This is a genomic window from Streptomyces sp. NPDC027672, from assembly GCF_055566335.1.
In genome coordinates, this window is record NZ_JBVHSO010000016.1 from 43,298 (window position 1) to 55,849 (window position 12,552).

Annotated in this window: 9 protein-coding genes and 4 tRNA genes; 9 read left to right on the plus strand and 4 right to left on the minus strand. The window is 71.9% G+C overall.

Annotated features, from left to right (window positions below; translation table 11 throughout):
* Positions 1 to 108: 108 nt before the first annotated feature.
* The 3 genes from ACZ4SV_RS30865 to ACZ4SV_RS30875 all read right to left on the minus strand — a co-directional run bounded on the left by ACZ4SV_RS30865 (position 109) and on the right by ACZ4SV_RS30875 (position 3,629).
* The gene (locus tag ACZ4SV_RS30865) at positions 109 to 2,331 is read right to left on the minus strand and encodes a DEAD/DEAH box helicase (protein WP_468008175.1); all 2,223 of its coding nucleotides are present in this window, start codon (positions 2,329 to 2,331) and stop codon (positions 109 to 111) included.
* A gap of 291 nt (positions 2,332 to 2,622) precedes the next feature.
* Positions 2,623 to 3,168, minus strand: coding sequence for a hypothetical protein (locus ACZ4SV_RS30870; protein ID WP_468008177.1), 546 nt, complete (start codon positions 3,166 to 3,168; stop codon positions 2,623 to 2,625).
* Between the two features lie 110 nt (positions 3,169 to 3,278).
* Entirely contained in the window at positions 3,279 to 3,629 is a 351-nt protein-coding gene (locus ACZ4SV_RS30875; protein ID WP_365882569.1) for a metallopeptidase family protein, read from the minus strand.
* 92 nt (positions 3,630 to 3,721) lie between these two features.
* Between ACZ4SV_RS30875 and ACZ4SV_RS30880 the strand changes: the two genes are divergently transcribed.
* The 6 genes from ACZ4SV_RS30880 to ACZ4SV_RS30905 all read left to right on the plus strand — a co-directional run bounded on the left by ACZ4SV_RS30880 (position 3,722) and on the right by ACZ4SV_RS30905 (position 6,796).
* Positions 3,722 to 5,251: a metallophosphoesterase family protein gene (locus tag ACZ4SV_RS30880; RefSeq protein ID WP_468008180.1), complete on the plus strand. Its 1,530-nt coding sequence runs from the start codon at positions 3,722 to 3,724 to the stop codon at positions 5,249 to 5,251.
* Between the two features lie 80 nt (positions 5,252 to 5,331).
* Positions 5,332 to 5,404 (plus strand) — tRNA-Glu (locus ACZ4SV_RS30885).
* Between the two features lie 36 nt (positions 5,405 to 5,440).
* Positions 5,441 to 5,515, plus strand: a tRNA-Asp gene (locus tag ACZ4SV_RS30890).
* Between the two features lie 24 nt (positions 5,516 to 5,539).
* Positions 5,540 to 5,613: transfer RNA gene (locus tag ACZ4SV_RS30895), tRNA-Phe, on the plus strand.
* 97 nt (positions 5,614 to 5,710) lie between these two features.
* Positions 5,711 to 6,385, plus strand: coding sequence for a histone deacetylase (locus ACZ4SV_RS30900; protein WP_468008377.1), 675 nt, complete (start codon positions 5,711 to 5,713; stop codon positions 6,383 to 6,385).
* 72 nt (positions 6,386 to 6,457) lie between these two features.
* Entirely contained in the window at positions 6,458 to 6,796 is a 339-nt protein-coding gene (locus ACZ4SV_RS30905; RefSeq protein ID WP_468008182.1) for a hypothetical protein, read from the plus strand.
* 52 nt (positions 6,797 to 6,848) lie between these two features.
* Here the strand turns inward: ACZ4SV_RS30905 and ACZ4SV_RS30910 are convergent, their stop codons facing one another.
* The gene (locus ACZ4SV_RS30910; protein ID WP_365882577.1) at positions 6,849 to 7,907 is read right to left on the minus strand and encodes an ABC transporter permease; all 1,059 of its coding nucleotides are present in this window, start codon (positions 7,905 to 7,907) and stop codon (positions 6,849 to 6,851) included.
* An 88-nt stretch (positions 7,908 to 7,995) separates the two neighbouring features.
* Here ACZ4SV_RS30910 and hrpA point away from each other — a divergent pair, with 88 nt between their 5' ends.
* The 3 genes from hrpA (at position 7,996) to ACZ4SV_RS30925 (ending at position 12,458) form a co-directional block, all read left to right on the plus strand.
* Entirely contained in the window at positions 7,996 to 11,940 is a 3,945-nt protein-coding gene (gene hrpA, locus ACZ4SV_RS30915; RefSeq protein WP_468008184.1) for an ATP-dependent RNA helicase HrpA, read from the plus strand.
* 93 nt (positions 11,941 to 12,033) lie between these two features.
* A tRNA-Asp gene (locus tag ACZ4SV_RS30920) sits at positions 12,034 to 12,108 on the plus strand.
* Positions 12,109 to 12,266: 158 nt separating this feature from the next.
* Entirely contained in the window at positions 12,267 to 12,458 is a 192-nt protein-coding gene (locus ACZ4SV_RS30925) for a DUF6274 family protein (protein WP_468008186.1), read from the plus strand.
* Positions 12,459 to 12,552: the final 94 nt, after the last annotated feature.

Sequence of the window (12,552 nt, forward strand, 5' to 3'; positions counted from 1 at the left end):
CCCCAGCAATGCCCTGCCGGGCGATGTCATATGCGCCGGGCGCCGGGCATGCGGAAGGGCCCGCACGAACGGTGTCGTGCGGGCCCTTGCCCTTGCCTGAAGTCGGCGTCAGCCGTTGCGCTTCCAGCGCGGCTTGTCGTCGCGGCGCCCGAAGGAGCCGGTGCCACGGTGGTCGTCACGCCGACCGGGGCGCTCGTGGCCGCCGGTGGGGGTCCCCCCGCTCGAGGGCCGCCGAGAGTGGGGGAGGAAGCCCGGACGGTCGTCGCGACGGTCGCGGTTGAACGGACGGTCGCTGCCGCGGTGCCCGGTGCGCTCGTCGCGGCGGAAGCCACCGCGCTCCTCCCGGCGGAAGCCGCCCCGGTCGTCACGGCGCTCGAAGGAACGGCCGCCACGGTCGTCACGGCGGTCGTCGCGACGGTCGTCCCGGCGCTCGAAACCACGGTCGCGGTCGAACGGACGGCGGTCGCCGCGGTCGTCGCGGCGCTCACCGCGGTCGTCCCGGCGGTCGAAGGAACGGCCGCCACGGTCGTCCCGGCGGTCATCGCGACGCTCGAAGGAACGGCCACCGCGGTCGTCACGACGCTCGAAGCCACGGCCACCACGGTCGTCCCGGCGGTCGTCACGACGCTCGAAGGAACGGCCGCCCCGGTCGTCACGACGCTCGAAGCCACGGCCACCACGGTCATCCCGGCGGTCATCGCGACGCTCGAAGGAACGCCCGCCCCGGTCGTCACGACGCTCACGGCGCTCGTACGGGGCCGAGGCCGCCGGACGCTCCTCGCGCTCGGGCGCGCGCTTTGCCGGCTCCTCGGCCACGGCGAGCTGCTCGGCAGCCGCCGTCGCCTGGGCCTCGGCCACCGCCGTCTCCGGGTCCTCGCCGCGCTCGCGGGCGACCCGGGCGACCAGCCGGTCGGCCTCCTCGCGCAGCTCGGTCGCGCGGCGCTGGGCGCGCTCCAGCTCCTTGGTGAGCTGAGCCACCTCGCGCTCGGCCTGCTGGGCGGCGTTGGCGGCCGACTCGGCCTGGACCTCCGTCATGGAGCGGGCGCCGGTGATCTCGGCGACCTCCGGTTCGAAGGCGTCGCCGCCCTGGACGATGTGACGGGCCGCGTCGACGCCGGCGTCCTCCATCAGGCGGAAGATCTGGCGGCGCTGGTGCGGCAGCGACAGGGAGACGACCGTGCCGGTGCGGCCGGCGCGCGCGGTGCGGCCGGCGCGGTGCAGGTAGTCCTTGTGGTCGCCGGCCGGGTCCACGTTCAGCACCAGGTCGATGCCGTCGACGTGGATGCCGCGCGCGGCGACGTCGGTGGCGACCAGGACGTTGACGTAGCCGTCCTTGAAGTCGGCCAGCGTGCGGGTACGGGCGCCCTGGGTCATGCCGCCGTGCAGCGCGTCGGCCTTCACCCCGGCCTCGCGCAGCTGCTCGGCGACGCGGTCGGCGCCCAGCTGGGTGCGGACGAAGATGATCGTGCGGCCCTTGCGGGAGGCGATCGCGGCCGTGACCGGCGCCTTGTCCTTGGGCTTCACGATGAGGATGTGGTGCGACATGGTCGTCACCGCGCCCTGGGCCGCGTCCACCTCGTGCAGGACCGGCTCGGTCAGGTAGCGGTCGACCAGGGTCTTGATCTCGTTCTCCATCGTGGCGGAGAAGAGCATCCGCTGACCGCCGGCCGGGACCTGGTCGAGCAGCTCGGTGACCTCGGGCAGGAAGCCCAGGTCGGACATCTGGTCGGCCTCGTCGAGGACGGCGATCCGGGTGTCCTCCAGGGAGCAGGCACCGCGGTTGATGATGTCGCGCAGCCGGCCCGGGGTGGCGACGAGGACGTCGACGCCGCGCTCCAGGGCGTAGATCTGGTTGCCCATGGACGTACCGCCGCAGACGACCTTCATCTTCAGGCCGAGCACGTCGCCGTACGGCTGGAGGGCGTCGGCGACCTGCATGGCCAGCTCGCGGGTCGGGGTGAGGATGACGGCGCGGGGCCGCCGCTTCTCGGTGCGGCCGCCGGCCAGCAGGGCCAGGGTCGGCAGGCCGAAGGAGAGGGTCTTGCCGGAGCCGGTGCGGCCACGGCCGAGGATGTCCTTGCCGGCCAGGGCGTCCGGGATGGTCGCGGCCTGGATCGGGAAGGGGGTCGTCACGCCGTTCTGCGCGAGTTTGCGCACGATGCCCTCGGGGAGGCCGAGGTCGGCGAAGGTGATCTGGGGGGACTCGGTGGTGTCAGCGGCCTCGGGGGCCTCGGTGACCTCGGTCGTCTCGTCGACGAGTGCGTTCTCGGTGTCGATGAGTTCGTTCTCGTTCTCGGATACGACGATCTGGTCAGTGCTGGACACGGACATGCGAATGCGAAACCTTCCGGAGTCTCGTCGGCACGCGCCCGTCAACTCCGTGATTCGCTCACGACCGCCTCGATGCGGTCCGCCACGGCAAAGGAGAGTACGCGCCACACGGCGCGCTCTGTGGTGGCGCCGGGCAAATGGGATCAAACGATCTACCACCATACGCACCTACCACCCCTGAAGGCAAACCGGACCGTAGAGCCGCACGTCAGCGAGGGTCCGGCCGCCCCGTGGACACCGTGGACGCGACGCATTGTGGACGCGGTGGAGGCAGTGGGCGCGGTGGGCGCGTTACGTCCGGTGGCGCCTCGGTGCCGCCAGGCCGGCCGCCGGTGCCGGCTCCCGCTGGCCGAGCTGGGGCCCCGTCTCGTCGTGCGCCGACGCGGACGGCTCGGCCGACGGCGGCTCCGAGGCGGGCGGCGGCGGGGTGGAGGGCGGTGGTTCGGGCGGGGCGGAGGTGGCCGGAGGCGTCGGCGGCGCCTTGGTCGGCACCGGGTCGCCGGGCGCGGCGGTCGCCCCCGGCTCACCGGGCTTCCCCGGCTTGCCCGGCTTCCGGGGCGCCTGCGTCGCGCGGTCCGCACCCGGCGGCGGCGCCGACGCCCGGGCGGACTTCCCGGGCTTCGCCTTGCCGCCGTGCCCGTGGGTGCCGGGGCCGGCCCAGCCCTCGCCGGCGAAGCCGCCCGCGCCCGCCACCGGCCCGCCGTCGGGCACCTCCCCGCCCCGCTGCCCGGCCGAGTGGGAAGGGCGGGCCCGGTCCGCGTCGTCGCCCACGTTCACGCAGCCGGCGGCGGTGGTGACGGCCAGCACCGTGACGGCGAGCCGGACGGGTACGTACATGGGGCGCACTGCGGCCACCTCCGGAGGCAGAGGGAAGGAGTCAACCTCCCCAACTCCCGCCGCCCGCAAGAGGACACGCGCCGCGCCCGGGACTCCTCGCCCGGGACCCCTCACCCGTACCCGAGCGCGTGCAGCCGGGCGTCGTCGATCCCGAAGTGGTGGGCGATCTCGTGGACCACCGTCACCTCGGTCTCCGCCACCACGTCCTCGCGGGACGCGCACATCCTGAGCGTCGGCCCGCGGTAGACGGTGATCCGGTCCGGCAGGACGCCGGCGTACCACTCGCCCCGCTCGGTCAGCGGCGTCCCCTCGTACAGCCCGAGCAGCTCGGGATCGTCGGCCGGCGGTTCGTCCTCGACGAACACCGCGACGTTGTCCATCAGCCGTGTCAGCTCCGGCGGGATCCGGTCCAGCGCCTCGGCGACCAGTTCCTCGAACTCCTCGCGCGTCATCTCCAGCACAGGGCCATTGTCCGGGAACGGCGCCGCATATCCACCCCGTGACATGGGCATACGGGACCAATGCCCGCAACCCCGTCCCAGCCCTGAGCGCCATGCCGAACCGGACCCCGCACCGACCGCTCCCCCGTCTGGAACTCGCCGCCCGCCCGCGCCCCTGGTCACGCGCCCTCGGTCTGACCGCGGTCGTCCTCGCCGGGGCCTGGCTGGGCCTGCTGATCGTCGGCAGCGTCCGGGCCCCGGTCGGCCCGGTGGACACGACGATGGCGCTGCGTCCGTCCCTCACCGGCGGCACGAAGATCAACGTGTCCCCGCTGGGCGCGCTCTCCCTGGACAGCCACGCGGCGCCGCTCCGCCTGGACGTGAACGTCGACCGGCTGGACCCGCTGCGCTCCCGGGCGCTGGTCGACCACCCGGAGCGGCTCTCGGGGCTCCAGGAGGAGGTGGCCCGGGACGTCGAGCACGGGGCGCTGGACCTGGCCGTGCGTTCGGGCGTCGCCGTGGTGTCCGGGGCCACGGCGCTCGGTCTCGCCGTCTACCGCCGGCCGCGCCGGGCCCTGGCCGCCGGCGGGCTGGCCCTGGTGCTGCTGGCGGCCTCGGGCGCGTCGGCGTACGCCACCTGGAACCCGAAGTCGGTCCTGGAGCCCAGGTTCTCCGGGCTGCTCGGCTCGGCGCCGTCCGTGGTCGGCAACGCCCGCAGCATCGTCACGGAGTTCGACGTCTACCAGAAGGAGCTGGCACGCCTGGTGACGAACGTGACGAAGCTCTACGACGCCACCTCCACCCTCCCGGCCTACCGGCCCGACCCCTCCACCATCCGGGTCCTGCACGTGTCGGACATCCATCTCAACCCGGCGAGCTGGAAGATCATCGGCTCTCTGGTGAAGCAGTACCAGGTGAACGTGATCGTCGACTCCGGCGACACGATGGACCACGGCACGGCGGCGGAGAACGGCTTCCTGGACCCGGTCCGGGAGCTGGGCGTGCCGTACGTCTGGGTGCGCGGCAACCACGACTCGCGGACCACCCAGCGCTATCTGGAGCGGATGAGGAACGTGCACGTCCTGGACGACGGCCGGGCCGAGACGGTGGCGGGCCTGCGGTTCGCGGGCACCGGCGACCCGCAGTTCACCCCGGACCGCTCGACGGTGCCCGGCGGCGAGGCGGCCGAGGAGCTGGCGGGCGCCCGGCTGGCCAGCGCCCTGCGCGACCAGCAGGCGGCCGGCACGCCCGTGGACGTGGCCATCGCGCACGAGCCGACCGCCGCCCGGGAGACGGACGGCCTGGTGCCGCTGGCGCTCTGCGGGCATCTGCACCACGAGGGCACGAAGACGCTGCCGTACGGCACCCGGCTGCGCATGGAGGGCTCCACCGGCGGCAGCGGACTGCGCGCCGTGGAACACGAGCACCCCGCCCCGATCGAGGCGTCGATCCTCTACTTCGACCGGGACAGCCACCGGCTGCAGGCCTGGGACGCGATCGAGCTGGGCGGCCTGGGACTGACGACGGCGGAGGTCAGCCGCCATCTCGCGGAGGAGAACCAGCCCGGCGCCACCGGCGGTCCGCGCTCCCCCTCGCCCTCCGCTCCCGCCTCCCCGACGGGCACCGCGACGACCGCGCCGTAAAGCGTTTTGGCGATAGCCCCCGCCATCCCATATGCTTCTCACGTCCCCGACGCGCTGAGAAGCGCCCAGGCGGGCCGATAGCCCTCATCGTCTAGCGGCCTAGGACGCCGCCCTTTCAAGGCGGTAGCACGGGTTCGAATCCCGTTGGGGGCACGCATTACCGTGTGCAACACTGTTGCACACACGCTTGGTCCTGTGGAGCAGTTTGGAGTGCTCGCCACCCTGTCAAGGTGGAGGCCGCGGGTTCAAATCCCGTCAGGACCGCTGGTGTTTCACGTGAAACACCGTGGCTGGGTAGCTCAGTTGGTACGAGCGTCCGCCTGAAAAGCGGAAGGTCGCCGGTTCGACCCCGGCCCCAGCCACAACCGCCCTGACCAGGGCCTGAACCCCTCTCCGGGAATCCCGGAGAGGGGTTCTTCCGTATCAGCCATGCCACGCGGTACGCCGACGGAGCAGCCCATGGTGAAGGCCCTGCCGAGCATCGACCCGGCCCTGCCGTCCGACCGGCATCCCGAACGGGTCTGGTACACCTCCTACGGCTCCAACACGCACCTGGACCGGCTCGCCGCCTACCTCAAGGGCGGGCGTCCGCCCGGCGCGGCGAGGGAGTACCCGGGCTGCCGCGACCCCGCCATGCCGGCCCGGTCGGTCCCTGTGGAACTGACCGGCGCGATGTACTTCGCCACCCACTCCCCGGTCTGGGGCGGCGGGCGGGCCTTCTACGACCCTCAGCCCAGCGGACGAGTGCTGGCCAGGGCCCATCTGGTGACGAGCGGCCAGTTCGCCGACATCGCGGCGCAGGAGATGTACCGGGAGCCGGACGGGGACCTGGACCTGGAGGAGGTGCTCACCCGCGGGCGGGCCGTCCTCGGGGACGGGCGCTACGAGACGCTCGTCTGTGCCGGCCGGCTGGCGGGCTTGCCCGTGCTGACCTTCACGGCGCCGTGGGGCCTGCACGACGTGCCGTGGGTCGCGCCCTCCGCCGCCTACGTCCGCTTCCTGGCCGAGGGTCTGCTGTCCGCCGGCGCCTGGGACGCGGAAGCGGTCGCGGCGTACGTCGCGGCCTGCCCCGGTGCCGGGGAGCGGTGGCCGGCGCGGGAGGTCGCCGCCCTCCTCGGCGCCGGCGGCCGGTGACGCCTTGGCAGTGCGCCCGGCCGCCGCTACGTTCGGGCTGATCGCGCGTGGTGCGCGAGGACGGGGGGAGTCATGAGCCGGGACGAGTACGCAGCGATACGGGACGACAGCCTGGAGAAGGAGCGGGCCAGGTACGGGCTGACCGCGGTCATCGTCACCAATCTCGCCATCGCCGGGATCGCGGTCTTCGGCGTGTGGCAGCTCGGCGGGGACAAGTCGGTGATCGTCGGTCTTCTCACCGCCGCGTTCACCGCCGTCAGCGGGGTGACCACCGCCTATCTGGGCATCAAGGCGGTCTCCAACACGGCGCGCTCGATCGCCCTCGGCGACGGCCCGGCCCGCCGGCACCCCGAGACCGCCCCGCAGGCCCCGCAGGCCCCGCAGACGCCGTCCGCCCGGTCCGCGCCGTAGCGCCCCGCGGCCGGATCACCTGCGCCGGACCACCTCCGCCCGATCGCCTCGGCTAGATCTCCTCGGTGTGACCGACCGAGCGGCCGCCCGGGTGGCGGTGGCGCCAGATCAGGAAGACCGCGCAGGAGACGAGCGCCCAGCCCGTCAGCACCAGGAACGGGAACGCGTGCTGATAGCCCGGGAAGTACACGGCGGTGTGCTGGGCGTTCACCGAGGCGCCGGGCGGCAGCCAGCGCCCGATCGTGCCGAGCGGGGACGGCAGCAGCGGCCAGGAGACGGCGCCGCCGGACGACGGGTTGCCCAGCAGCACCATCAGGCCCCAGGTCGGCAGCATGGCCCACCGGCCGACCAGGGTGTTGAACATCGTGAACACCATGCCGGAGGTGAACATCGTCAGGGCGAGGATGAGCCAGGACTCGACGAACGGCAGCCGTACCGCGCCCAGCCACCAGTCCACCACCGCGGCGATCGTGAACGCGCCGAGGAAGGCGTAGGCGATGATGTAGGCGATCCGCTCCATCGGGTTGAGCGCCTTGGCGTGCACGCTGAGCTGGATGGCCCCGACGAAGCCGAGGATCACGGCGGCGAGGGTGATGTAGAAGATGGCCAGCCCGCGCGGATCGCCCCGCTGCAACGGCTTGAGATCCCGGACCACCACCGTGGTGCCGGTGGCCTGGCCGGCCCGCTGCGCCGCCTCCCCGAGCACCTGGGCGACCGTCGCCCCGGACGCCCCCGACACGTCCAGCGTGACCGCCCGGCCGCCGGCGGGCACATCGAGGACCGCGAACACCTTCTGCTCGTCCACCGCCCGCACCGCCTCGCGCCGGCTGCCGTACGGGTGCACCTTCATCGAGGCGCCCAGCGCCTCCTCCATCCCGTCGATGAAACGCCGGGCGGCCGGTTCGTCGTGGTGGCCGGTCACCGCGGTGGGGATGCTGTGCGGGGTGGGGTTGGCCATGGCGTAGGTGTAGGAGCCGGCGAAGAGGCCGGCCGCGGCCGAGAGGATGAACAGCAGGACCGTGGCCGGCAGGAACGGGGACTGCCGGAACGCCGTCCAGCGCTCCGCTCGGGTCTTCGGGCGGCCGTGCTCACCATGACGGGGTGCGGACATATCGACCACGCTAGGTCATCTAGTGATATCTCGCCCCGAGTCAAATCGTTCGCGTGATTTTCCGCCGAGGTGAGATCCTGGACCGCGTATGTCTACGCATCCCGCCCCCGCCCTCGGCACCCTCGCCTCCCGCCTGACCGAGCTGTCGCTGCGCGACGCGCACCGGCTCGGGCGGCGGCTGGAGGGCGCGCGCAAGATCCGTAAGCCCGAGGCGCGCACCGCCGTCCTCACCGAGATCGAGACCGAGATCGGCCGCGCCGCGGAACGGATGGCCGAGCGGCGCTCCCGCGTCCCGGCCGTCACCTATCCCGAGCAGCTGCCGGTCAGCCAGAAGAAGGACGAGATCGCGGACGCCATCCGCGACCATCAGGTCGTCATCGTGGCCGGTGAGACCGGCTCCGGGAAGACCACGCAGATCCCCAAGATCTGTATGGAGCTGGGCCGGGGCGTGCGCGGCATGATCGGGCACACCCAGCCGCGCCGGATCGCCGCCCGCACCGTCGCCGAACGTGTCGCCGAGGAGCTGAAGACCCCGCTCGGCGAGGCCGTCGGCTGGAAGGTCCGCTTCACCGACCAGGTGAACCCGGACGCCACCTTCGTCAAGCTGATGACGGACGGCATCCTGCTCGCCGAGATCCAGACCGACCGCGAGCTGCGCGCCTACGACACGATCATCATCGACGAGGCCCACGAGCGGTCCCTGAACATCGACTTCCTGCTCGGCTACCTGGCCCGGCTGCTGCCGGAACGCCCGGACCTGAAGGTCGTCATCACCTCCGCGACGATCGACCCCGAGCGCTTCTCGCGGCACTTCGGCGACGCGCCGATCATCGAGGTCAGCGGGCGGACGTATCCGGTGGAGGTGCGCTACCGGCCGCTGCTGGAGGAGGACGCCGAGGACGCCGACCGGGACCAGATCACCGCCATCACCGACGCCGTAGAGGAGCTGATGGGCGAGGGTCCCGGCGACATCCTCGTCTTCCTCTCCGGCGAGCGGGAGATCCGGGACACCGCGGACGCCCTGGAGAAGAAGAGGTACCGCTCCACGGAGGTCCTGCCGCTGTACGCGCGGCTGTCCCACGCCGAGCAGCACCGGGTCTTCCAGCCGCACACCGGCCGCCGGATCGTGCTGGCGACCAACGTCGCCGAGACCTCCCTGACCGTTCCGGGCATCAAGTACGTCATCGACCCCGGCTTCGCCCGGATCAGCCGGTACAGCCACCGCACCAAGGTCCAGCGGCTGCCCATCGAGCCGGTCTCCCAGGCCAGCGCCAACCAGCGCAAGGGCCGCTGCGGCCGTACCTCCGACGGCATCTGCATCCGGCTGTACTCCGAGGACGACTTCCTGGCCCGCCCGGAGTTCACGGACGCGGAGATCCTGCGCACGAACCTCGCCTCCGTCATCCTCCAGATGACCGCGGCCGGCCTCGGCGACATCGAGAAGTTCCCGTTCATCGACCCGCCGGACCACCGCAACATCCGTGACGGCGTGCAGCTGCTCCAGGAGCTGGGCGCGCTGGACCCGGCCCAGAAGGACCCGCGCAAGCGGCTCACGGACACCGGCCGCAAGCTGGCCCAGCTGCCGGTCGACCCGCGGCTGGCCCGGATGGTGCTGGAGGCCGACAAGAACGGCTGCGTCCGCGAGGTCATGGTCATCGCCGCCGCGCTGTCCATCCAGGACCCGCGCGAGCGCCCGGCCGACAAACAGGCCCAGGCCGACCAGCAGCACGCCCGCTTCAAGGACGAGACCAGCGACTTCCTCGCCTATCTGAACCTGTGGCGCTACCTGCGCGAGCAGCAGAAGGAGCGGGGCTCCAGCTCCTTCCGCCGGATGTGCAAGCAGGAGTACCTGAACTTCCTGCGCATCCGCGAATGGCAGGACATCTACACGCAGCTGCGCACGGTCGCCAAGCAGATGGGCATCCACCTCAACGAGGACGACGCCCCGGCCGACCGCGTCCATGTCTCCCTGCTGGCCGGCCTCCTGTCCCACATCGGGATGAAGGACGTGAAGGACGGCAACAAGAACGAGTACCTGGGCGCCCGCAGCGCCAAGTTCGCCGTCTTCCCGGGCTCGGCGCTGTTCCGGAAGCAGCCGAAGTTCCTGATGTCGGCCGAGCTGGTGGAGACGAGCCGCCTGTGGGCGCGGGTCAACGCCAGGATCGAGCCGGAGTGGGTCGAACCGCTCGCCGGGCACCTGCTCAAGCGCACCTACAGCGAACCGCACTGGGAGAAGGACCAGGCGGCCGTGATGGCGTACGAGAAGGTCACGCTGTACGGCGTCCCGATCGTCGCCCAGCGGAAGGTGAACTACGGCCGCATCGACCCGGAGACGAGCCGCGAGCTGTTCATCCGCAACGCGCTCGTGGAGGGCGACTGGCGCACCCACCACAAGTTCTTCGCCGACAACCGCAGACTCCTCAGCGAGGTCGAGGAGCTGGAGCACCGCGCCCGGCGCCGGGACATCGTCGTGGACGACGAGACGCTGTTCGACTTCTACGACCAGCGGGTGCCCGCCCACGTCGTCTCCGGCGCCCACTTCGACTCCTGGTGGAAGCGCAAGCGGCAGGAGCAGCCGGACTTCCTGGACTTCGAGCGGGAGATGCTCATCCGGGAGTCGGCGGAGGCGGTCACCAAGGCCGACTACCCGGACACCTGGCGCCAGGGCGCCCTGAAGTTCAAGGTCACCTACCAGTTCGAGCCGGGCGCGGACGCCGACGGTGTGACGGTGCACATCCCGCTCCAGGTGCTCAACCAGGTCACGGACGAGGGCTTCGACTGGCAGATCCCGGGGCTGCGCGAGGAGGTGGTGACGGAGCTGATCCGCTCCCTGCCCAAGCCGATCCGCCGCCACTACGTACCGGCGCCGAACTACGCGAAGGCGTTCCTGGAGAGGGCGGTGCCGCTCCAGGAACCGCTGGCCGTCACGATGGCCCGCGAGCTGAAGCGGATGGTCGGCGTGCCCTTCGAGGCGGACGACTTCGACTGGGCGAAGGTCCCCGACCATCTGAAGATCACCTTCCGGATCGTCGACGAGCGGCGCCGGAAGCTGGCCGAGGACAAGGACCTGGAGACGCTGAAGCTGCGGCTGAAGCCGAAGGCGCGCCAGGCCCTGTCCCAGGCCGCGGCGGCCACCGCGTCCCGCGAGGGCGGCGAGTCGCTGGAGCGCAGGGGCCTCACGGACTGGACGATCGGCACGCTGACCCGGGTGTTCGAGACGCGCCGGGCCGGCCAGCCGGTGAAGGCGTATCCGGCGCTGGTGGACGACGGTGACACGGTGTCGGTCCGTCTGTTCGACACGGAGGCCGAGCAGGCCGAGGCCATGTGGAAGGGCACCCGCCGGCTGATCCTGCGCAACATCCCGGTGAACCCGGCCAAGTTCGCGTCCGAGAAGCTGACGAACCAGCAGAAGCTGGCCCTGTCCGCGAATCCGCACGGGTCGATCCAGGCCCTGTTCGACGACTGCGCGACGGCCGCGGCGGACAAGCTGATCGCGGACTTCGGCGGCCCGGCGTGGGACGAGGAGTCGTACCGCAAGCTGTACGACAAGGTGCGCGCGGAGATCGTGGACACCACGGTCCGCACGGTGGCCCAGGTGCAGCAGGTGCTCGCCGCCTGGCAGGCCTGTGAGCGCCGTCTGAAGGCCGTCGCGAGCCCCGTGCTGCTGGCGAACCTGACGGACGTGCGCAAGCAGCTCGACGCCCTCGTGAAGCCCGGTTTCGTCACCTGGGCCGGCATACGGCGGCTGCCCGACCTGATGCGCTATCTGGTGGCCGCCGACCGGCGCCTGCAGCAGATGCCGGCCAACGTCCAGCGGGACACCACCCGCATGGAGAAGGTCCACGAGATGCGCGACGAGTACGCCTGGCTGCTGGAACAGCTCCCCCAGGGCCGCCCGGTGCCGCAGCAGGTGCTGGACATCCGCTGGATGATCGAGGAGCTCCGGGTCAGCTACTTCGCCCACGCGCTGGGCACGGCGTACCCGGTCTCGGACAAGCGGATCGTGAAGGCGATCGACGCGGCACTGCCGTAACCGCTGCCGTACGGAGGGTGAGTTCGACCAGGACCCTCACCCTCCTGTACAGTCCTTCTCGCAGCGCAACGCACGAACAAGCGCCGCGAGCAAGGTCCTGTGGAGCAGTTTGGAGTGCTCGCCACCCTGTCAAGGTGGAGGCCGCGGGTTCAAATCCCGTCAGGACCGCATGAAGGCTGAGGCCCGCATCCCGTCAGGGACGCGGGCCTCAGTCGTATGCCCGCCCGGGACGCGACCCGGGCAGCGCGCCGGGTTGACGGGGCCGCCTTCCCTCGGTACCCAGGGAGCAGGGCCCGTTCCCTCTGTGCGGCCCCTGGAGGTGGCGTATGGCTACGTCGGTCAGGCACGAGACCCGAGCGCTCCTGAGGGCCCATCTGGCGGCCGCCTCGTCCTACCGGCACCTCACCCGCCACTGCCCCGTCTGTCACCGCCTCCTGCGCCTGGCGATGGACACCGGGCCGTACGACCAGGAGAGCGGACGGGACGCCGGAGAGGACGGCCGGCCGCGGCGCGCGTGAAGCGGCCCCCGGACCCCGCGGAGCCCCAACACCCGTACAGCGGTGGGACTCTGAGAAGGACACACTTCTTTAGCGCATGCGGGTCGCGGGCAGC